At 55.4% G+C, this 20130-nt stretch carries 20 protein-coding genes; 14 read left to right on the forward strand and 6 right to left on the reverse strand.

Annotated features, from left to right (window positions below; genetic code table 11):
- Positions 1-47: 47 nt before the first annotated feature.
- The 6 genes from dctP to ERD84_RS06540 all read left to right on the forward strand — a co-directional run bounded on the left by dctP (position 48) and on the right by ERD84_RS06540 (position 5654).
- The gene (dctP, locus tag ERD84_RS06515; protein WP_245150617.1) at positions 48-1052 is read left to right on the forward strand and encodes a TRAP transporter substrate-binding protein DctP; all 1005 of its coding nucleotides are present in this window, start codon (positions 48-50) and stop codon (positions 1050-1052) included.
- A 63-nt stretch (positions 1053-1115) separates the two neighbouring features.
- Positions 1116-1736, forward strand: a complete 621-nt coding sequence (locus ERD84_RS06520; RefSeq protein WP_130038779.1) for an isochorismatase family protein — start codon at positions 1116-1118, stop codon at positions 1734-1736.
- 54 nt (positions 1737-1790) lie between these two features.
- Positions 1791-2291, forward strand: coding sequence for a TRAP transporter small permease (locus ERD84_RS06525; RefSeq protein ID WP_130038780.1), 501 nt, complete (start codon positions 1791-1793; stop codon positions 2289-2291).
- A 51-nt stretch (positions 2292-2342) separates the two neighbouring features.
- The gene (locus ERD84_RS06530; protein WP_280634398.1) at positions 2343-3584 is read left to right on the forward strand and encodes a TRAP transporter large permease; all 1242 of its coding nucleotides are present in this window, start codon (positions 2343-2345) and stop codon (positions 3582-3584) included.
- A 42-nt stretch (positions 3585-3626) separates the two neighbouring features.
- Positions 3627-4541 carry a LysR family transcriptional regulator gene (locus ERD84_RS06535; protein ID WP_130038782.1) on the forward strand — a complete coding sequence of 305 codons (915 nt, stop codon included), beginning with the start codon at positions 3627-3629 and terminating at the stop codon, positions 4539-4541.
- 297 nt (positions 4542-4838) lie between these two features.
- Positions 4839-5654 carry an AraC family transcriptional regulator gene (locus tag ERD84_RS06540; RefSeq protein ID WP_130038783.1) on the forward strand — a complete coding sequence of 272 codons (816 nt, stop codon included), beginning with the start codon at positions 4839-4841 and terminating at the stop codon, positions 5652-5654.
- A 97-nt stretch (positions 5655-5751) separates the two neighbouring features.
- Here ERD84_RS06540 and ERD84_RS06545 read toward each other — a convergent pair whose 3' ends face one another.
- Positions 5752-6705: an alpha/beta fold hydrolase gene (locus ERD84_RS06545; RefSeq protein WP_130038784.1), complete on the reverse strand. Its 954-nt coding sequence runs from the start codon at positions 6703-6705 to the stop codon at positions 5752-5754.
- 424 nt (positions 6706-7129) lie between these two features.
- Between ERD84_RS06545 and ERD84_RS06550 the strand changes: the two genes are divergently transcribed.
- Positions 7130-8803 carry an ABC-F family ATP-binding cassette domain-containing protein gene (locus ERD84_RS06550; protein ID WP_130038785.1) on the forward strand — a complete coding sequence of 558 codons (1674 nt, stop codon included), beginning with the start codon at positions 7130-7132 and terminating at the stop codon, positions 8801-8803.
- Positions 8804-8814: 11 nt separating this feature from the next.
- Here the strand turns inward: ERD84_RS06550 and ERD84_RS06555 are convergent, their stop codons facing one another.
- Positions 8815-9903, reverse strand: a complete 1089-nt coding sequence (locus ERD84_RS06555; protein ID WP_130038786.1) for an NADH:flavin oxidoreductase/NADH oxidase — start codon at positions 9901-9903, stop codon at positions 8815-8817.
- An 85-nt stretch (positions 9904-9988) separates the two neighbouring features.
- On the opposite strand from ERD84_RS06555, the gene ERD84_RS06560 reads away from it, so the two are divergent.
- The gene (locus ERD84_RS06560) at positions 9989-10294 is read left to right on the forward strand and encodes an ArsR/SmtB family transcription factor (RefSeq protein ID WP_130038787.1); all 306 of its coding nucleotides are present in this window, start codon (positions 9989-9991) and stop codon (positions 10292-10294) included.
- Between the two features lie 43 nt (positions 10295-10337).
- Here the strand turns inward: ERD84_RS06560 and ERD84_RS06565 are convergent, their stop codons facing one another.
- Positions 10338-11201, reverse strand: a complete 864-nt coding sequence (locus ERD84_RS06565) for a DMT family transporter (RefSeq protein ID WP_130038788.1) — start codon at positions 11199-11201, stop codon at positions 10338-10340.
- Between the two features lie 119 nt (positions 11202-11320).
- On the opposite strand from ERD84_RS06565, the gene ERD84_RS06570 reads away from it, so the two are divergent.
- The 4 genes from ERD84_RS06570 to ERD84_RS06585 all read left to right on the forward strand — a co-directional run bounded on the left by ERD84_RS06570 (position 11321) and on the right by ERD84_RS06585 (position 14344).
- Positions 11321-12709: an aminotransferase-like domain-containing protein gene (locus ERD84_RS06570; RefSeq protein WP_130038789.1), complete on the forward strand. Its 1389-nt coding sequence runs from the start codon at positions 11321-11323 to the stop codon at positions 12707-12709.
- Between the two features lie 29 nt (positions 12710-12738).
- Positions 12739-13470, forward strand: coding sequence for an ABC transporter substrate-binding protein (locus tag ERD84_RS06575; RefSeq protein WP_130038790.1), 732 nt, complete (start codon positions 12739-12741; stop codon positions 13468-13470).
- 73 nt (positions 13471-13543) lie between these two features.
- Positions 13544-13894: a GFA family protein gene (locus tag ERD84_RS06580; RefSeq protein WP_130038791.1), complete on the forward strand. Its 351-nt coding sequence runs from the start codon at positions 13544-13546 to the stop codon at positions 13892-13894.
- A gap of 15 nt (positions 13895-13909) precedes the next feature.
- Positions 13910-14344, forward strand: coding sequence for a GNAT family N-acetyltransferase (locus tag ERD84_RS06585; RefSeq protein ID WP_130038792.1), 435 nt, complete (start codon positions 13910-13912; stop codon positions 14342-14344).
- Positions 14345-14542: 198 nt separating this feature from the next.
- Here the strand turns inward: ERD84_RS06585 and kce are convergent, their stop codons facing one another.
- From kce to ERD84_RS06600, 3 genes are all read right to left on the reverse strand, one after another.
- Positions 14543-15475 carry a 3,5-dioxohexanoate:acetyl-CoA acetone transferase gene (kce, locus tag ERD84_RS06590; protein ID WP_130038793.1) on the reverse strand — a complete coding sequence of 311 codons (933 nt, stop codon included), beginning with the start codon at positions 15473-15475 and terminating at the stop codon, positions 14543-14545.
- Positions 15476-15570: 95 nt separating this feature from the next.
- On the reverse strand, positions 15571-17133 hold the full coding sequence (locus ERD84_RS06595; RefSeq protein WP_130038794.1) for a sulfatase-like hydrolase/transferase: 1563 nt from the start codon (positions 17131-17133) through the stop codon (positions 15571-15573).
- A gap of 31 nt (positions 17134-17164) precedes the next feature.
- Positions 17165-18148, reverse strand: a complete 984-nt coding sequence (locus tag ERD84_RS06600) for a tripartite tricarboxylate transporter substrate-binding protein (RefSeq protein WP_130038795.1) — start codon at positions 18146-18148, stop codon at positions 17165-17167.
- 115 nt (positions 18149-18263) lie between these two features.
- Between ERD84_RS06600 and ERD84_RS06605 the strand changes: the two genes are divergently transcribed.
- Both ERD84_RS06605 and ERD84_RS06610 read left to right on the forward strand, forming a co-directional pair.
- Positions 18264-18806 carry a MarR family winged helix-turn-helix transcriptional regulator gene (locus ERD84_RS06605; protein ID WP_245150618.1) on the forward strand — a complete coding sequence of 181 codons (543 nt, stop codon included), beginning with the start codon at positions 18264-18266 and terminating at the stop codon, positions 18804-18806.
- A 103-nt stretch (positions 18807-18909) separates the two neighbouring features.
- Positions 18910-20121, forward strand: a complete 1212-nt coding sequence (locus ERD84_RS06610; protein ID WP_130038796.1) for an alpha-hydroxy acid oxidase — start codon at positions 18910-18912, stop codon at positions 20119-20121.
- Positions 20122-20130 lie beyond the last annotated feature (9 nt).

The following is a 20130-nucleotide window of genomic DNA, read 5'->3' on the forward strand; positions in this document are numbered from 1 at the left end:
TCTACACACTGAATCCCACCCAATAGAGGTGCTCAATGGAGAAGACAATGGTGCGAACTTTCCGTACGCTAATGCTTGTTGCAGGTTTCACGGTAGCCTGTGGTGCAACTGCTGCCGAAAAATACGAGCTGACACTTTCAACATATCTGCCACCGTCTTACGAATACATTTATAAGCCGCTGGAGTCTTTTGCTCAACGGGCAGAGGAAAAGAGCCAGGGCCGTCTCAAGATCAATATCTTTCACTCCGGCCAGCTATTCGATGGCTACGAGGAGCTCGCGGCGCTCAGTCGTGGTGACATCGATATTACAAACTTCTCGGGCTCATACGCTGGCGGGTCGATTCCCGCCTTGAATATTTTTACCTTGCCTTTCTTGTTGAATGATATGGCGCATCTGCGGCGAGCGGTAGATAATGGTTTGCTTGATCTGGGGATCAAGGAGGAGCTGGCATCCCAACATAATGCAATCATTCTGGGCGTAGCGCCGTTTGATCCCTATGAGCTTTACACGCGCGATAGTCCGGTGTTGAAGGCTGATGATTTCAAGGGCAAGGTATGGGCAACCACAAGCGCCACGGATGCGCGTGCGGTTCAGTTGTTGGGTGGCTCGCCCACGGGGATGTCCTCGTCTGAACTTTATCTATCGTTCGACCGTGGCGTAATCAATGCCACGCCGCGTCCATTGATTACGGGCATGGGTCGTAGCCTGTATGAAGTCGTTAAACATTTGTCACTTGTTAATCTGGCAGTCGATACATCTATTCTCACTATCAATAAATCGAAATTCGACGCTTTGCCAAAGGACTTGCAGGACATCTTGGTGGAAAGCGCCAGGGAGCGCGACGCCGACCAGTTCCGCCGCGTGGGTGAGTATGTGAAAGTTGCGTTAAAGACTTTCGAAGATAAGGGTATGACTATCCATCGCATCTCGCCGGAAGCTCGTGAAGACATGAAGGTAAAGACATCGCAAGCGATCAAGGAATGGACGGAACAGGTTCCAAATGGCGAAGCCTATCTCAAATTAATCGCGGAAACCGCAAGGCCTAATTGAATGACTGCTTGTGGTTTGGTTTTTGGTTCGGCCTGATTGCCGGGCGTTTGACAGGGGTTGACTATGCAAAGAGATAATGCAAATACAGCAGGGGGATTCTACGGGTCGTTGAATTTTGGTTCACGTCCTGTGCTTCTCGTGGTCGATTTTCAGCGAGGCTTCACAGAACCGGGCCTGACGCCGCTGGCCTCAAACTGCGATCAGCCCATTGCATCGCTCAACACATTGATTCGCGCATTCCGAGGCAAAGGGCCCATTATCCATACGGTTGTAGCTTATCGCAATGTCAGGGTGGAGGCTGGGCCATTCTTGGTGAAGTGCGCCTCGCTAGCCACCTTGGAAGATGGGAGTGCCGCGTGCGAGATCGATCCACGTATCGATTTTGATGAGTCAAATGACCTTATCATTAAGAAAACGCAGGCCTCAGCCTTCCATGGTACCAGCCTGGCTAGTTTGCTTAGTGCTTATCAGTGCGACTCCCTTATTGTCACTGGCTGTACAACCAGCGGGTGCGTGAGGGCCAGTGTGGTGGATGCCTTGCAAAATGGCTTCTCGCCTTTTGTTCCCGCAGACTGCGTGGCGGATCGATCCCAGGCGCAGCATGACAGTAATCTGGTAGATATGGCATCCAAGTATGCACAGGTTTGTAGCGTCACAGACTTAATAGACTATTTGGGCCAGTGATATGACAGGCCGGCCTGATAGGCGTGCCTGACTGTTCCGTAGCAGGAGTCATGTATGAGTATTTCGAGAATCCCAGTCTTGCTCAGCAGGATTGCAGTGCATCTCGCTGAAATTTTGCTGGTTGTGTTGATGGCCATAACTGTTTATGCCGTAGTCGCGCGTTATTTGTTGAATGCGCCCAGCCTGTACGCCATGGAAGTATGCACCTATTTATTGGTTGCCATTTCCTGGCTTTCTATAGGTTGGGTGCATTACGAAGACCGTCATATTTCAGTGGAGTTTGCACCGACTAAGTTGAAGGGAATGGCAAAGAAAATTGCGCATTGGGTCAGCGAGGCTACAGTCCTTTTTTTTTCTTCGGTATTGGTATGGGCCGGATATAACGTGGTTCAGACTGCAATCGAGAAAGGATATAAGTCGCCTTCGTTGCTGAAGGTGCCATTATGGATTCCCTATGGCTTCATCCCCATCGGAGCAGGGCTTTTGATATTGATTTCGCTCACCAAATTTCGCAGCAAGCCGACATCACTCCCCGAAGCGAACAGGGAGATATGATTGGACTCGACCACTATTTTCACACTGATACTTTTGACCTTTGGTGGCCTCGTGGTTGTGGGTGCTCCCATTTTCGCGGCATTGGGCGTGGCCAGTATCCTAGGCATGTTTCTGCAAGGCGGCATAAATGCTTTGAATGTGATCCCGTCGATATTGCATAGAGGCTTGGCAAGTTATTCATTGATCTGTATTCCGCTCTTTATCTTGATGGGTGAAGTCATGGCCCGTACAAGTATCGGCGGCAAGCTCTATAACTTGTTCTACGTATGGCTGAACCGGCTGCCAGGTGGCCTGGCGATTGCGAGTGTGGGCAGCTCTGCCGTTTTTGGCGCCATGAGTGGTGTGAGTGTGGCGGGTGCCGCTACCATTGGTCGGTTTGCCATCCCGGAAATGTTGAAACGGAATTATGATCCTGGTTTGGCTGGAGGATCGGTTGCTGCGGCCGGGTCGTTAGCCTTGCTCATTCCGCCAAGCATCGGTTTTGTGCTTTACGGTGAGATGGCAGAACAGTCCATTGGCAAGCTCTTTACCGCAGCCATCTTCCCTGGGCTGCTTTTGACCGGGCTGATGATGGGCTACCTGTACGTGCTCATCAAGGCCAAGCCGCATATGGCGCCACGGGGGGCGAGCCGAGTCTCCGCTGCAGAACGCTGGGCAGCATTGAAATACATCTGGCCGGCGTGTCTGATGATTCTTGCGGTTCTGGGCACTATTTACTTTGGCATTGCGACTCCGACAGAGGCGTCGGGCATTGGTGCACTGGGGGCCTTTCTGATTGCGGCCTTCATGCGTGAGTTGAGCGTTAAGCTTGTGGTTGGTATTTTGCGATCCACGATCGTTACGTCTGGCATGATACTTCTCATACTGGCAGCAGCCCTGCTTTTCGGGTACATCATGACGCGCCTGATGATTCCGCAAAAAGTTATCGGACTGGTGGCAGAGCTTAATCAACCTGGCTGGATGGTCTTTGCGATATCCTTGCTGTTCCTGATCGTCATCGGCATGTTTTTGGATATCGTTTCCGTCATTTTGATCACGACGCCGATCTTGCTCCCGATTATTGTGGCAGCGGGGTACGATCCCATTTGGTTTGGTGTCATCATGATCATTGCGTGTGAAATGGCTGTGATTACACCACCAGTAGGTTTGAATCTGTATGTGATTAAAGGCATTGCGCCGCAGATCACCTTGGGAGAGATTATTCGTGGTGCTGTGCCTTTCGTGCTGGTGCAGATGCTTTGCATCATCATCCTTACGGTATTCCCATCTATTGCGCTTTGGCTGGTCCGATAGTAGGGCAGAGCGGTTTTTTCGAGCCCTTGGGCGAGCCGTGCAATGAACATCAACCAGCTGAAGTATTTTGTGGCCCTGGCTGAAGAACTGAACTTCACTAGGGCGGCGAGGCGGCTGCATATTTCCCAGCCGCCGCTCAGTAAACAGATCGCTCTGCTCGAAGAGGAGCTTGAGGTACGGCTCTTCAATCGCACAAGTCGTCGCGTAGAACTCACCGAAGCTGGGCGTATTTATCTTTATGAAGTCAAAGCCATCCTGGCTCGGCTGAGCCGGGCCACCGCGCGCGCACGGTCTGTCGAGCAAGGCATGGAAGGCATTGTTGAGGTTGGTCTTTCCAGCTCACATTTTCTGGGTCCGGTACCGCAATTGATTGCCCAGTGCAGCATGCTGGCGCCGGATATACATCTCGTACTGAATGAGATGCGGCCCAGTGACCAGATTCTGGCCTTGATGGATCGTACTATCGATATCAGCATCGGTCGCTCGCGTGCGGTCGTGGACGGCGTGTTCAAAAGCGTTCTTCTTTGGCATGATCCGCCTGTTGTAGCCATGCTGACATCGCATCCACTGGCTGAATACAATCAGCTCCAGTTGAAGCAGTTGATGGGGCAACGCCTAGTCCTGCTCGAGCGGGATAGCTCATCGTTTGCCTCTGGCTTTCATACACTATGCACCCAGATGGGGATGGATCTTCGGCGTTCACAGCTTGTTGAGGAGGTGCCCGCGCTGCTCTATCTGGTGGAGGCCGGCCTGGGTATTGCGGTTGTTCCTGCCTCAGCGGCTCGCCGTGTCATGGGATTGGTCTCGCGGCCCCTTATCGACCTGCCGCTCAGTATGGATGTGTACGCACTGGTGCGGCTGGACAATACCAAAACTGCAATCTGGACGTTTATTGAGTTGGCCCGTCAGTTTCAGAGTGCCGTGTCACAGTCAGCAAGCGATATTTTCCCGGTATAGCTTGTGCCCTGATAGCGCTCGCAGATCCAGGGTATCAACGGCCTAGTCGAGCTCGCGAGCCCCTCTGCCGGCCACATCACTGGCGAGACGATCAGCGTCTCGGGTGGTGTCGCAATCTGAGCAAACAAAACGGCCGTGGGGCAGCTTACGGCCGACGCGACGTCACTGCTGGACATGGAGCTGTAAGGCATGCTCGAGGTGGGCGAGCTGGTCGGATCACCTAACTAGTGAGGGTTATAAGTGTCAGTCGGAACTAGGGGTGATATAAAATTCTAAAAATTCGATTGGAGTCCAAAGATGGCTGACCGGCTGGCCGCGCTGATGGTGCATTTTCCAGTGAACGCGCATGTATTTAATGCGGGTCCTCTATGCGGCTTCAACACAGTAGAAGGCGATGGAACGCACGGGCAGCTGCATCTTGTGTGTAGTGGCGCTGTCGAAGTTCGGTATGGCACAGATTCATTGCATGTCGAACAGCCAAGCCTGCTGCTGTTCCCTCGGCCGTTGACGCACCACTTCATTACCGACCCGCAGCGCGGCGCAGACATGGTCTGCGCGAATCTATCGTTCGAAGGCGGGGGAAGCAATCCTATTGCATCAGCATTGCCGGAGCTTGTGTGCTTGCCGATAGACGATATAGCGGGTGCCGAGCCGGTGTTGGCTCTCTTGTTCGAGGAAGCATTCGAGCAGCGTTGTGGGCGTATAGCGCTTATCGAGCGGCTATTTGAAGTGGTGATGATCCAGGTATTGCGTGAGCTAATGGAAAAGGGACAGGTGCAGGGCGGTCTGTTGGCTGGTTTGTCTCATGCGCGCTTGCGCAATGCGCTGGTAGCGATGCACGAGGCGCCGGCGCAGGAATGGACCCTCAATACACTGGCAGGGGTATCTGGCATGTCACGAAGTGTATTCGCCACGACGTTCCGTGAAACAGTCGGCGTGACCGCGGGGCAGTACCTCCAGGGTTGGCGCGTGCGCTTGGCACAGAAGGCCCTTCGTCGCGGGCGCCCTTTGAAAGTGGTAGCAGCCGAAGTCGGTTATGGCAGTGAAGCTGCACTGTCCCGAGCATTCAAGGCTCAGTCCGGGCAATCGCCTCGCCAGTGGAAAGCTGGCTGACCATAGTGCTGGCAACTGGTGCACGTTGTGAATGTATCCCAAACACGCGTTAAAAGGCCGACTGCGGGGCCCTGCAGTCGGCTTAAAACGGTTCTTCTCAGTCTTCAAGAAAGTTCAGCAAATCCTGGTTGAAGCGCTCTTTATGCGTTTCGGTCAGACCATGCGGCGCGCCGGGGTAGACGATCAGCTTCGCCCCTGCGATCTGGGCCGCGGAAGCCTTTCCTGAGATATCCAAAGGCACGATCTGGTCGTCATCACCATGAATCACCAGCGTGGGCACGTCGAACTTTTTTAGGTCCTGACGGAAATCGGTGGCTGAAAAGGCTGCGATGGAGTCGTAGGTGTTCTTGTGGCCGGCTTGCATGCCTTGCGCCCACCAGCTGTCGATCAGACCTTGCGAGACCTTGGCATCCGGACGATTGAAACCATAGAACGGACCGGAGGCGATGTCTATGTACAGCTGAGAGCGGTTCTCTAAAGAGCCCTGGCGCAGGCCGTCGAACACTTCTATGGGCAGGCCGCCTGGGTTATCGGCTGTTTGCAGCATCAGGGGCGGCACGGCGCTGACCAGAACGGCCTTCCTGACCCGGCTGGTGCCGTGACGGCCGATGTAGCGTGCCACTTCACCGCCGCCAGTAGAAAAGCCTACTGCCGTGACGTCTTTGACGTCCAGTGCGCTGATCACTGCGGCGAGGTCGTCGGCGTAGTGATCCATGTCGTTGCCGTCCCAAGGCTGGCTAGAGCGCCCATGGCCGCGGCGGTCATGGGCGATGACGCGATAACCCTTGTCGGCCAGAAAGATCATTTGCGATTCCCAGCTATCCGAGCTAAGTGGCCAACCATGGCTGAGGGTGACGACTGGGCCGTCTTTAGGACCCCAGTCCTTGTAGTACAGACGCACGCCGTCGGCCGTGACGACGTAGTTTCCGTCCACGGTAGCCTGGGCCGCTATTTGCGTGAGGACATTGGATTGTGCTGCTTGTGCAGGTAGGCCAGCTTGTAGCGACGTGGCGAGAAGGCCGGCAGCGATGGTACGAGTAGTGGTGTTCATGGTGGTAACTCCTGTGTTGGGTATATGAGCGAGCGGTGTTGCCCGATAAGACGTATTCTGCGCGTCTGGCCCAAACTATTGATGACGTAAAGTTCTAAAAACTTGATCAGGAGTACGGAACTGTTTTTTCTTCACATTAACGGACTTGGCTTAACAGGAAGCGGGCGCTTGCAGCCAGTTTCCACGTTAGATTGGTATCGAGACGTTATATTGAGACTGAGAATGAAAAAAATGACTTTAAAAAGCCGGCTGCTATAAGCCAATGCTGGCGCGGCTCTTTCCTCGCGCGGTATGCATAAGGCCGAGTGCTACAATTCTGCGCTTCTTGTGCACTTTTCAGCACGCCGCTTTTCGATGCTAGGTTCATCGGAATTTCCACTACGCCCTTCCTGCTCATGCCCCTTCCGGCTCCGGCTTACCTTCAATGATTATTCTTAAGAACGTGACTTTGCGTCGCGGCAGCAAAGTATTGCTCGACAAGACCTCTGTTGCGCTCAATCCCGGTGAAAAAGTGGGCTTGGTCGGCCGCAATGGTGCGGGCAAGTCTTCCTTGTTTGCGGTGCTTAACGGCACATTGCACGAGGATGGTGGTGAGTTTTCGATTCCGGCACAGTGGCGCATGTCGCAAGTGGCGCAGGACATGCCCGAAACCGAGCAAAGCGCAACGGATTTCGTCGTAGAGGGCGATACGCTCTTGCTGGCTGCGCGAGCTGAAGTGGCTGCATCCGAAGCCAGCGACGACGGCATGCGTATGGCGCATGCCTATATGGCCTTGCATGACGCAGGTGAACACGATGCCCCCGCTCGGGCGCAGGCCTTGATTCTTGGCCTCGGTTTCAGTGTGGCCGAGCTGAGCAGACCGGTAAACAGTTTTTCGGGCGGATGGCGTATGCGTCTGCAATTGGCGCGTGCCCTGATGTGTCCGTCGGATTTGCTGTTGCTGGATGAGCCGACCAATCACCTGGACCTGGATGCTTTGGTGTGGCTGGAAGCCTGGCTCAAGAACTATGCCGGAACGATGGTTGTGATTAGTCACGACCGGGAGTTTCTGGATGCTGTCACCAATGTCACATTGCATATAGACCAGGGCAGGCTGGTGCGCTATGGCGGCAATTACAGCAAGTTCGAGGACATGCGGGCAGAACAAATGGTGTTGCAACAGGCTGCGCATGCCAAGCAACAGGAAAAGGTTGCCCATCTGCAAAAATTCATTGACCGATTCAAGGCGAAGGCCAGCAAGGCCAAGCAGGCGCAAAGTCGTGTCAAGGCACTTGAACGCATGGAAAAGGTTGCGCCCATTCTGGCCGATGCCGAGTTCCAGTTTGAGTTCAAGGAGCCCTTCAGCCTGCCCAACCCCATGTTGTCGATGTCTGCGGCAAGCTGTGGCTATCCGCCACCCGCAGATTCGTCAGCAGGCACAAAGCCGACCGTCATTGTCCAGAACATCAATCGCTCCGTTCTGGCTGGGCAGCGCATCGGTATTCTTGGCGCCAACGGGCAAGGTAAGTCGACGCTGGTAAAGACCATTGCCGGTGCATTGCAGCAGATCGCGGGTGAACTCATCACTGGGAAAGGGCTGAATATCGGCTATTTTTCGCAGCAGGAGCTGGATGTCTTGCGACCCGCCGACAATCCGCTGGAGCACATGATTCGACTGGTGCGGGATACGCCAGCCGCTGTACGCCCCAGCGCCATGGAGTGCCGGGAGCAGGGCTTGCGCAATTTTCTGGGCACCTTCAATTTCAGTGGCGACATGGTCAAGCAGGCCGTCGGTAGCATGAGTGGTGGCGAAAAAGCGCGTCTGGTGCTGTGCATGATAGTTTGGCAACGTCCTAATTTGTTGCTGCTTGACGAGCCGACCAACCATCTGGATCTGGCCACCCGCGAGGCGCTGAGCGTTGCCTTGAATGAGTTTGAAGGCTCAGTGATGCTGGTAAGTCATGACCGTGCTTTGTTGCGTTCCGTCTGTGACGAATTCTGGCTGGTGTCGCAAGGTGGCATGAAGGACTTCGAAGGGGACCTGGACGATTACCAGGTCTACCTATTGGAAGAAGCCAAGCGCCAACGTGAGGCCGCAGCGCCCCGAAAGGCCGCCTGAGCGGCCTTGAATCAATAACGTTCGAGCCAGTGTGCATAAGGTGCTGGCAGCGTCCAGGATGGTTTGTCGACCTTCAGCTCGCGAGCAGCCTGATAGGCCCAATGGGGATTGGCCAGATGGGCCTTGCCGGCCAGGACCAGGTCAAGCTGGCCGTCTTGAATGGCTTTTTCTGCAAGCTGAGGCTCACCAAAGCCCCAGGCACTTGACACGGGAATGCCTGCTTCGCGACGCACGCGCCCAGCGATGGGCCCCAGGAAGGCAGGGGCCCAAGGGATTCTGGCTTTGGGCGTATTGAAGCCTATGCTGACGCTCATCAAGTCCAGTCCGTCATCCTTCAGTTGTCGTGCCAGCTCAATGGATTCGTTCAAGGTCTGCTCGTCATTGCCATCGAATTCCAGAACACCGAAACGTACGCACAACGGAAAACGTTCAGGCCAGACTTCACGTACGGCAGCGAAGGTTTCGCGCAGAAAGCGGCTACGGTTTTCATGGTTGCCGCCATAGGCGTCGGTACGCAGGTTGGAGTGCTCGGAAAAGAAGCTTTGTGCCAGGTAGCCGTGGGCGAAGTGCAGCTCCAGCCATTCGAAACCCGCTTCGCGGGCCCGCTTGGCCGCAGCCACGAAATCATCGCGTACTTTGGCGATGTCTTCCAGGGTCATTTCACGAGGTTGTTTGCTTAGGTGCTTGCCGTAGGCGATGGCTGAGGGTGCCAAGGGCTGCCAGCCGCGCGGGTCATCGCTGGCAATGTGGTCATCTCCCTCCCAGGGCCGATTGGCGCTGGCCTTGCGGCCGGCGTGGGCAATCTGTATGCCCGGCACAGCGCCTTGTTTTTTAATGGCCTGTACGATAGGCACAAAGGCCTGCGCCAGCTCGTCGCTCCAGATGCCTGTACAGTTCGGCGTGATGCGGCCTTCTGGCGAGACGGCCGTAGCTTCGACGATGACCAGGCCGGCACCGCCTCGCGCCATACCGGCATAATGTGCATGATGCCACTCGTTAGCCCTGCCGTCGATGGCCGAGTACTGGCACATGGGGGGCACTGCGATTCGGTTGCGCAGAGTAATGTCTTTGAGAGTAAACGGCTGAAACAGTGCTGGCATGATGGTTTCCTGTTGGAATTGATGCTATGGTTCGATAATATTCGAACAATAAGAGAAATACAAATCACTGTATAGAATGCCTGCCATGAAACCCTTTACACATCCTGAACCTGGCGACTTTATTATGGAGCGTGTGCTTTATGCGCTTAGTGACCCAGTACGTCTCGGGATAGTTCGGCATCTGGCGCGTGTGCCCGAAGCCAGCTGCAATGAACTGGGCAATGGCAGGCCCAAGTCCAGCATGTCACATCATTTTCGGGTGCTGCGTGATGCCGGACTGGTGCGTAGCTACAGCGTAGGTACTACCCATATGAATTCGCTGAGACTGGACGATATGGAAAGCCGCTACCCAGGCCTGTTGAATGCTGTGCTGAGCCAGACGAAAACCTAGCTCCAAGCCACTGGGTGCATCCGGGCTCAATATTATTTTTTTGTCACACGGAAAATTTCTTTGCGCCCGCAACGCAAATTACCGCGCCTAGCGTGACGATCAGCATCATCCAGCTCACGGATTCGTGCAGCAGCAGGGCCGCCAGCCCAAGCCCCATAAAGGGTTGGAGCAACTGTAATTGCCCGACGGCGGCAATCCCCCCTTGGGCCAGGCCACGGTACCAGAATATGAAACCGATCAACATACTGAAAAGCGAAACGTAAACCAGACCAATCCAGGCTGAAATACTTACCACTTCGAACGATGCAGGCAGGGTGAGTAGCCCTAAGGGCAGCATGATGGGCAGCGACAAGACCAGCGCCCAGCTAATCACTTGCCAGCCACCCAGTTTGCGGGAAAGGCTCGCGCCTTCCACATACCCTAGGCCGCACACAACGACGGCGGCCAGCATCAGCAAGTTGCCTTGCAGTGAAGCCTGGATGTCTTCCATGGCTGCATAGCCGACGACAAATGCACTACCTAGTATCGAGAACAGCCAGAAGATGGCCCGGGGGCGTTCGCCGCCACGCAGCACGGCAAAGACTGCAGTACACAGAGGCAGCAGGCCGATGAATACTATTGAGTGTGCGGAGGTGATGTGTTGCAAGGCTAAAGCGGTGAAAAGCGGAAAACCGACTACGCAACCCAGGGAGACCAGGGTCAAGGACCGTAAATCTGTGAGTTCGGGGCGGCGCTGGCGCAACCAGATCAAAAGCACCAGGCCCAGCAGGGCGGCAATGGTTGCTCTTGCACAGGTCAGGAATATGGGGTTGAAGTCGGCCACCGCAGCACGTGTGGCTGGCAGTGAGCCCGCAAAGATGGCTACGCCTATGAACCCGTTGATCCAACCGCTAGTTGTTTGTTTCATTGTTCAATCTCTTGATGAGTTGCCAGTTGAACATTCAAGGTTGGGTGTTGCAAGGAACAATCCAGTACAATTAAAAATAACTGTAATGTAAACAATAGCAGTACAGATGGCCTCAAGGCATGAAGCAAAATCGTACACGAATCAGCGACGTGATGGACGAAATTCAGTCCAGAATTACATCCCGCACTTATCTGCCCGGAACGCGCCTGCCGTCCGTGCGTGCGCAGGCACGGGCCATGGAGCTCTCGGTTTCAACAGTCGTTGAAGCCTACGAACGACTGGCGGCAGAAGGCTTTATCAGTGCTCGCCGAGGGTCGGGTTTTTATGTAACGGGGCCTGTGGCTCCGCTAGCCTTGGCGGAAATCGGCCCCAAGCTCGACCGGGAGGTCGATCCGTTATGGGTGTCCCGCCAGTCGCTGGAAACCGATGGCACAGTCCTCAAGCCAGGCTGCGGCTGGCTTCCCGCAGCATGGATGTATGAATCCGGAATGCGTCGAGCCTTGCGTACGTTGGCCAGATCCGACACGGCTGAGCTGGCTGAATACGCCACGCCGCTGGGCCATCCAGCCTTGCGCAAGTTTCTGGCCCGTCGTATGGCTACCACCGGCGTCGAGGCGGCCCCGGATCAGATTATGCTGACCGACTCGGGAACTCAGGCAATCGACCTGATTTGCCGTTTTCTGCTCGAGCCCGGCGATACGGTATTGGTGGACGACCCTTGCTATTTCAACTTCCATGCTTTGCTCAAGGCGCATCGAGTGCGAGCTGTGGGCGTGCCCTACACACCAAACGGGCCGGATGTGGCCGCCTTCGAAACGGCTCTGCAGAATCATTCGCCCAGACTCTATATCACCAATTCAGGCATACACAACCCTACGGGTGCGGTGTTGTCCCCGGTTGTTGCGCATCGACTGCTGAAGCTTGCAGATCATGCGGATCTTGTCATCGTCGAAGATGACATCTTTGCCGATTTTGAAACCAACCCGGCGCCCAGGCTTGCCGCCTTCGATGGCCTGTCACGAGTTATCCAGATCAGCAGCTTCTCGAAAACGGTCTCGGCTTCCTTGCGCTGCGGCTATATCGCCGCGCGCCCGGATTGGATCGAGGGGTTGATTGACTTGAAAATCGCCACCAGCTTTGGAGGTGGGCGGCTGGCTGCCAATATCGTCCTGGCCGCACTGACCAACAGCGGGTATCGCAAGCATATGGAAATGGTGCGACTACGCCTGGCCGGAGCCATGGAAAAGATTTTGCCCCGACTCGATGAGATTGGTGTGAAGCCTTGGTTTGTTCCTCGGGCCGGCATGTTCCTTTGGTGCAGGTTGCCAGCAGGCATGGATGCGGCGAGCATTGCCCGATCATGTCTGAAAGACAAGGTAGTGCTGGCACCCGGCAATGCTTTCAGCCAGTCATTGAGTGCAGGTGATTTTTTACGTTTTAATATTGCGCAATCCACGGATGATAAGATTTTTAATGTTCTGGAACGGGCGCTGTCTGAACAGGCTTGATGGCTGCCCGGAACCATGGGAATAAGCGCATGAACAACAATTCGATTCGTGGCCGGGAATTACTGCTCGAGAACGGCACGCTCAGAGCGGCCATCAACTATGGCAACCCTGTGCTGGCGCAGCGCGGACCCGCCGGCGAACCACAGGGAGTCTCGGTTGTGCTGGCCAGAGTCTTGGCCCAGCGGCTGGGGGCCGAGCTCGAGTTTGTGCCGTTTGAGGCGGCCGGCAAGGTTGTAGAGGCCGCGGCGCAAGGCATTTGGGATGTTGGCTTCCTGGCCATTGATCCCATGCGTGCCGATCAGGTTTCGTTCACAGCGCCTTATGTACTGATCGAAGGTACTTACCTGGTGCGTGACCAGAGTCCCTATACAACCACCGAACAGATGGATGCATCGGGCACGCGCATCGCGGTAGGCAAGGGCGCTGCCTACGATTTATTCTTGTCGCGTTCGCTGCGGCACGCCGAGATCATACGGGCCGCCACGTCAGCTGAAGCAGTGGACTTATTCCTTGAGCAGGAGCTGGATGCGGCCGCGGGTGTACGCCAGCCGCTCGAAGCCGTTGCCCGAGATCATGCAGGACTAAAAGTGTTGCCTGGTTGTTTCACGGCCATTCGTCAGGCGGTCGTGACGCCGGCAAAGAATGAGGCAGCGCTGCCTTTCCTCAAGGCGTTTATTGAAGAGATGAAGGCCTCCGGCCTGGTCGCCAAAGCTCTACGGGACAGCGGCCAGGATGACGGTCTTGTAGCGCCCGCCGAATAAGTCAACAGGCATATTTCATTAAGCTATCTTTCACAAAAGCAGTACAAAATACTTGAAATACTTAGGAGCTGCCATGTCATTTGAAGGAAGTTGTCACTGCGGTACGGTCAAGTTCAAGGTCGAGGCGCAAGCGCCCGCTGCAGCAATCAGCTGCAATTGTTCGCACTGTCGACGCAAGGGCTTTTTATTGTCTTTTATTCCGGCGCAGCAGTTTACGTTGCTGCAAGGAGACGACGCGCTGCGCTCCTATAAGTTCAATACACATAAAATCGACCATCTTTTCTGCCAGTATTGCGGCACCGAGGCTTTCGCCAAGGGAGCAAATCCCGATGGCTCAACCGTGGTGGCGGTCAATCTTCGCTGTGTGCCGTCGATCGATCTGAATGGGTTGGAGCGTCAGCATTTCGATGGTGCGGCGGCATAAGGAGTTTATGTGCAAATGGCCGTAATTCGTTTGATGACCATCAATCACTATGATGCTGTCATTCAGCTGATGCAAGCAACGCCAGGCGTATCGATTCGCGACGCTGATTCGCGCGAGTCGACCACGCGCTATCTTGAACGCAATCCCGGTCTGAGCTTTGTGGCAGAAGAGGGGGGTGGTTTGGTGGGTTGTGTCATGTGTGGCCACGATGGCCGGCGCGGCTACCTGCAGCACTTGGTTGTTCTTCCCGAGTACCGCCGGCGCGGTATTGCCAGCGCTTTGGTCGAGCGTTGCCTGGGTCGATTGGAGCAACTGGGGATACTCAAGACTCATATTGACGTTTTCCGCAGCAACACGAAGGCACAGGCGTATTGGGAACGCCAGGGCTGGAAGCGGCGCACCGATATCCAGAAATATTCCTATGTTTGCAACGGCAGCATAAACGCCTAGCCTTCGACACGGAATTCAGCCAGGCCGCAACATGCACATCGCCGGATACGAGTGATACCCGAATGGTTTTCCGTCGAAGCAGTGTTGTTATGGTTTGCTTGTTTTTGGTAGGGCTACGATACGGAGCCAGAGGGAATGCTTTAATCGATATGATGTCTGGGTACGAATACTCATGCCTCTTTTCTGGAAATATATGCGTTAAAAGTTGACGTTGTCCTTGCCCTTGGTTTGCAGCATGGCACGCGCTTCGCCTGGCGTGGCGATTTCCAGCGACAGTTCTTCAAGTATGGTGCGTATCTTGGTGACCTGATCGGCGTTGGAGGTGGCCAGCCGGCCTTTGGACAGATACAGGCTGTCTTCCAGACCCACTCGCACATTGCCGCCCAGCAAGGCGCTCATGGTGACGAAGGGCATCTGATGCTTCCCGGCCGCCAATACCGATAAGTAGTAGTCATCGCCGAAAAGCTTATCGGCAATGGCGCGCATGTGCAGCAGGTTTTCTTGGTGGGGGCCGATGCCACCCAGGATGCCGAAAATGCACTGAAGGAAAAAGGGTGGCTTGATCAGACCCCGATCGGCAAAATGTGCGACGTTGTACAGGTGGCCGACGTCGTAGCATTCGAACTCAAAGCGAGTACCCATGGCGGAAAGTTCACTGACCCCACGTTCAATCTGGCCGAATGTGTTCGACAAAATGAAGTCTTTGGTCATGTCCAGATAGGGCTTTTCCCAATCGAATTTGAACTGTTCAATCTTGGCTGCGGCGCCCGAAATATTGAAGTTGAACGAGCCCATATTCATGGAAGCCACTTCGGGCTGGGCCGCTTTTGCCGGTGCCAGACGTTCTTCGAGAGTCATGCCCAGGCCCCCGCCTGTTGTAATGTTTACGATGGCATCGGTTTGTGCCTTGATGGTGGGCAGGAACTGGGCAAACAAGGCGGGGTCCTGTTTGGGTAGCCCCGTTTGGGGATCGCGGGCATGCAGGTGCACCATGGCGGCGCCGGCTTGCGTCGCCGCAATAGCCTCTTGTGCGATTTCCTCTGGCGTAATGGGAAGGTGGGGCGACATCGACGGTGTGTGTATCGACCCGGTCACTGCGCAAGTGATAATGACTTTATTGGATGTTCTCAAGTTGGTCTCCTATTCGGGGCAGCAGATACGCTGTGTGCCGACAGAGGCTAACTCAGAACACTGGAGGTGACAAGCTCGCTGGTGAGTGTCAGCCGTTACCATTGGCCGAAGAATACACCTGCCTTTTTGTACGCGTTCGTGCCCCGGTCGACGGCTTCGTAGCTGACTGTTGTGCGTCGCTTCAGTCCTGCAAACCATGTCAGCAGGCGTTCGCGGCATTCGTTTCGCACCGTGGCGTAGGCAGGGTCCTGACCCAGGTCGTGAAATTGATTGGGGTCTGCGTGCAGGTCGTAAAGCTGTTCGGGCTCGTCCAGCCAGTACACGTAGCGCCACTGGTCTGTGCGGACGGACCAGGCGCGGGCATTTTTCGGTGTCTTTTCGGTGAGCAGCCTTGAAAGCCGATAGCTGTAATCGAGCTCTGAGAAAACACAATCCCGCCATTCTATGGGCTGGCCACGCAAAATGGGCAACAAGCTGTGCCCTTCCAGGCGGTGCGTGGGTAGTGGTTGGCCCAGCCAGGCCAGGATGGTGGGCAGAATATCTACGGACTCCACCATTCTCGACTCGATTGAGCCACGAGTCGCGTCGGCTTCAGCGGAAGGATCGACCACAATCATGGGTACGCGCTGCACGGTGTCGTAGAACAGTTCTTTCTCGCCCAGCCAGTGATCTCCCAGGAAGTCGCCATGGTCAGCCGTAAAGACAATCAGAGTGTTGTCCATGAGTCCGGTGCGTTCCATGTGCTCGAATAGTCTGCCCAGGTGATCGTCCAGCTGCGTAATGAGTCCCTGATATGCAGGCCGTACAGTGCGTATGCACTCATCCATCGAAAAGCTGATGCTCTCTTCGTGCTGACGGTAGGCAGCCAGCACGGGATGGGCATTGTGCTTTTCGTCCTCGTTGCGTACGACAGGCAGACATTGATCCGGGCTGTACATGGCGTGGTAGGGGGCGGGCGCAATATAGGGCCAGTGCGGTTTCACATAGCTTAAGTGCATGACCCAGGGCTGGTCACCTTCTTGCTGCATGAACTGCATTGCTTGGTCCGTCATGTAGGCTGTTTCGGAGTGTGCTTCCTGTACCAGGGATGGGTATTGGGCGTTTCGCATATGCCAGCCGCTGACGGATTGTCCGTCGGGGCCTCGGGCGGAAATAACGAAATCGGTCCAGGGATCATTGGATACATAGCCGTGACGGCGCAAGTAGGCCGGATAGCCGCTTTCCTCGCCTGGCTCATGGTGGCCGTCGTAACGATCAATTTCTTCGAAGCCGCCGTTGCTCAGCAGGCGGCCCAATTCGCTACCACCATCCAGTGCCAGGCGTTCCAGGCCTGCGTGGTCCACCATGACGTGAGTTTTGCCGGCCAGTACCAGCTTGCGGCCACTGGCACGCAAGTATTCACCGAGAGTCATCTCGCCCACCGACAAGGGCACACGATTCCAGGTCGCCCCATGCGTCGAGGGATAGCGGCCCGTGTAGTAGCTCATGCGTGATGGCCCGCATACGCCAGAATTCACAAAGGCGCGTTCAAACTGCACCCCTCTCTTTGCAAGCGCATCGATATTTGGTGTGCGGATGAATGGATGGCCATAACATGCCAGATGATCTGCACGTAGCTGGTCTGCCATGATGAAAAGAACGTTTTTGGCTGAGCTCATCAATGTTGCCTGATGCGTATCTGTTGTCTATTTATTTGGTAACAACGAAACCTGATGCTTTGACCACAGGCGCCCACTGCGCGCGGAATGCCTCCACCAGTTTGCCGGTTTCCTGTGCGTTGGCTGAAACAGGAATGAGATCGCCATCTTGCAGGGTTTTGCGTACTTTGGGGTCGGCAGTGACCGATTTGATGACTTCACCCAGCATCTCGGCTTTGTCCTTGGGCATGGCAGACGAGGCAAAAAATGTGTTCCAGCCTGACGCCTGCAGGTCGATGCCTGCTTGCTTGAAGGTGGGGACGTCGGGCAGCGCTGCTTCGCGCTCTTCGCCGGAAGAAGCCAGTATGCGTATGCGCTTGCCTTGATGCTGGCGTGTCAGCACATCCAGGGTGTCGATGGCAACCGGAACGGCGCCGCCGATCAGGTCGGTGATGACCGGGGCCGAGCCCCGGTAGCCGATGATCTGACCCTCAGTACCGATTTGCTGGGCCAGCATCAACCCAAAGAAGTGCGGCAAACTACCTGTTGCTGGAACACCGATATTGAACTGCTTGGGATGCGTCTTTGCCCAATCCACCAGTCCTTTCATATCCTTGATGGAGCTGTCTGCCGAGACAGCCACGCCAAAGCCATATTCCGTCACCATGGACACGGGCTGGAAATCGTTCTTCGCATCGTAGGGCAGGCTTTCAAAGACAAGAGGAGCGACGACCATGACCGCCGGATTGCCCAGCAACAGCATATTGTCATCGGGATCGGCATTTTTGACATGTTGAGCTGCAATACGTCCGCCCGCTCCGGTCTTGTTCTCGACAAGGACCGACACCCCTAGCTTGTCTTGCAGGCTATCCGCCACGATGCGTGCAGCGCGGTCGGTGGCGCCGCCAGGCGCATAACCGACAACGATGATGAGCGGCTCGGAGAGTTGTTTCACAGAATCTTGTGCAGCGCTGGCACTGGAGGCGGCAAACAGGAGGCAGGGCAACAAGGCTGCACGAAAGGCACGTTGGATCATGACGGGGTCTCCTCAGACTTGATTTGTCTTAATATTGGGTGGGAGCTTAGCAAGCAGGGTATTAATTGTTCTAATCAAGTATCTGGTTTCTCAGGGAAAGCTCTGACGCATAAGCATGAAAAAGACAGACTCCACGCTCAAGCCAGTACCTGTTGCCGTTATGTCGGACGAGCTGCCGACGCTGGGCGACCTGATGATGTTCAGGTTGTATCGCGCGTGGTCGGCAGGCAACCCTATTTTTACCCGCCTGTGTGAAGGGCGTTTCAACATTACGCGCCGCGAGTGGCGCTTGCTGGCCATCGCGGCACAGCATGACAGCCTGACTTCCACACAATTGGCCCACGCGGCTATTCTCGATACGCCACGCACCTCTCGTGCGGTGAGCTCTTTATGTAGCAAAGGCTTGCTGGCACGCAGTCGTGATTCCGGTGATGCCCGCACTGTGCATATCAGCATTACCTGCCAGGGCCGCACTTTGTATCATCAGATCATGCCGGTGGTTGTGTCGCTGAATAATATGATTTTTCAGGACCTGGATGCGGCTGAGCTACAGGCGTTGACAATCATGCTGGACCGGGTTGTGCGCCGGGCGGAGCAAATGATCGAAGACGATCTGGTCAAGGAAAGACCCCATAGGAGCCGTCCGGGGAAAGCATAGAGGCAAGTGCGTCAGGCGGTATTCAAGAGGGGTGGGATTCACGTAATATCAGGTCTTGCGTGCAGTATTGTTCAATCTTTTTGCAAATTACCGTATCACCTTCATGTCCACCAAGCCTCCCCGCGCTTTGCGCCGTATTTTTTCCCTGAATGACTTTGAGCGTCCGGCCCGCAAGAAGTTGCCGCGGCCCATTTTCAGCTATATCTACAATGGGGCAGACGAGGAGGTATCGCTCGCGCATAATCGCACGGCATTCAATGATTACCTGCTGTTGCCGCGTATGCTCGAAGACGTATCGGCACGCTCTCAAACAATAGAACTATTCGGGCAAACCTACAGTTCGCCTTTCGGTATCTCGCCGGTGGGCCTGGGGGCCTTGTATGCCTATCGGGGTGATATCGTGCTGGCCAATGCCGCCGCTCGCGCCAATATTCCTGCCATCTTGAGTGGAGCCTCGTTGATACCCATGGAAGAGGTCGCCCGCCAGGCGCCCAACACTTGGTTTCAGGCCTACATGCCAGGAGACGTCGAGCGTGTCGATGCCTTGCTGGCACGCGTCAAGGCAGCCGGTTTCAATACTCTGGTGGTAACGGTTGACCTTCCTGTATCGGTCAACCCTGAAAACTATATACGCAATGGTTTCAGTTCGCCGCTGCGACCCAGTGTGCAACTGGCCTGGCAGGGCCTGAGCCATCCGCGCTGGTTACTGGGCACTTTTGGCCGAACCCTGTTGCAGCACGGTATGCCGCATCTGGAAAACTGGCGTGCTGAGCGCGGGGCGCCGATTCTTTCTGCCACAATAGAAAAAGACCTCCAGGCACGCGACCATTTCAATTGGGGGCATATGCGCCAGATTCGCGACCGCTGGCAAGGCACGCTGATCGTCAAGGGTCTGGTGCGCTGGCAAGACGCCGTACGGGCCAGGGATGCCGGTGTTGATGGCATCATTGTCTCCAACCATGGGGGCCGGCAAATGGATGGGTCGGTTTCACCTTTGCATGTCTTGCCTGAAATCGTCAAGGCGGTACCCGATGTGGTGGTCATGATGGACAGCGGCATCCGGCGCGGCAGCGACGTCATCAAGGCTTTGTCGCTGGGTGCCCGTTGTGTTTTTGCGGGCCGGCCCTTCAATTATGCATCCAGTGTGGCGGGCGGGGCAGGGGTTGATCACGCCATAAATATCCTGCAAACCGAGCTACATCGAGCTATGGCGCTGCTGGGCTTGAACCGGCTGGAAGAGCTGGATGGCACGATGGTGCGCCACGTCGATAGTTTGCGGCCTGCTCGCTCGCCCTCTTCAACCCTGCGCCAATAACCTGATCCT

The sequence above is a fragment of the Pollutimonas harenae genome (assembly GCF_004153685.1).
Taxonomy (GTDB): domain Bacteria; phylum Pseudomonadota; class Gammaproteobacteria; order Burkholderiales; family Burkholderiaceae_B; genus Pusillimonas_C; species Pusillimonas_C harenae.

Coding starts and splice junctions, on each gene's coding strand:
- dctP (WP_245150617.1), top strand. CDS start 48: ATGGTGCGAACTTTCCGTACGCTAATGCTTGTTGCAGGTTTCACGGTA.
- ERD84_RS06520 (WP_130038779.1), top strand. CDS start 1,116: ATGCAAAGAGATAATGCAAATACAGCAGGGGGATTCTACGGGTCGTTG.
- ERD84_RS06525 (WP_130038780.1), top strand. CDS start 1,791: ATGAGTATTTCGAGAATCCCAGTCTTGCTCAGCAGGATTGCAGTGCAT.
- ERD84_RS06535 (WP_130038782.1), top strand. CDS start 3,627: ATGAACATCAACCAGCTGAAGTATTTTGTGGCCCTGGCTGAAGAACTG.
- ERD84_RS06540 (WP_130038783.1), top strand. CDS start 4,839: ATGGCTGACCGGCTGGCCGCGCTGATGGTGCATTTTCCAGTGAACGCG.
- ERD84_RS06545 (WP_130038784.1), bottom strand. CDS start 6,705: ATGAACACCACTACTCGTACCATCGCTGCCGGCCTTCTCGCCACGTCG.
- ERD84_RS06550 (WP_130038785.1), top strand. CDS start 7,130: ATGATTATTCTTAAGAACGTGACTTTGCGTCGCGGCAGCAAAGTATTG.
- ERD84_RS06555 (WP_130038786.1), bottom strand. CDS start 9,903: ATGCCAGCACTGTTTCAGCCGTTTACTCTCAAAGACATTACTCTGCGC.
- ERD84_RS06560 (WP_130038787.1), top strand. CDS start 9,989: ATGAAACCCTTTACACATCCTGAACCTGGCGACTTTATTATGGAGCGT.
- ERD84_RS06565 (WP_130038788.1), bottom strand. CDS start 11,201: ATGAAACAAACAACTAGCGGTTGGATCAACGGGTTCATAGGCGTAGCC.
- ERD84_RS06570 (WP_130038789.1), top strand. CDS start 11,321: ATGAAGCAAAATCGTACACGAATCAGCGACGTGATGGACGAAATTCAG.
- ERD84_RS06575 (WP_130038790.1), top strand. CDS start 12,739: ATGAACAACAATTCGATTCGTGGCCGGGAATTACTGCTCGAGAACGGC.
- ERD84_RS06580 (WP_130038791.1), top strand. CDS start 13,544: ATGTCATTTGAAGGAAGTTGTCACTGCGGTACGGTCAAGTTCAAGGTC.
- ERD84_RS06585 (WP_130038792.1), top strand. CDS start 13,910: ATGGCCGTAATTCGTTTGATGACCATCAATCACTATGATGCTGTCATT.
- ERD84_RS06595 (WP_130038794.1), bottom strand. CDS start 17,133: ATGAGCTCAGCCAAAAACGTTCTTTTCATCATGGCAGACCAGCTACGT.
- ERD84_RS06600 (WP_130038795.1), bottom strand. CDS start 18,148: ATGATCCAACGTGCCTTTCGTGCAGCCTTGTTGCCCTGCCTCCTGTTT.
- ERD84_RS06605 (WP_245150618.1), top strand. CDS start 18,264: ATGAAAAAGACAGACTCCACGCTCAAGCCAGTACCTGTTGCCGTTATG.
- ERD84_RS06610 (WP_130038796.1), top strand. CDS start 18,910: ATGTCCACCAAGCCTCCCCGCGCTTTGCGCCGTATTTTTTCCCTGAAT.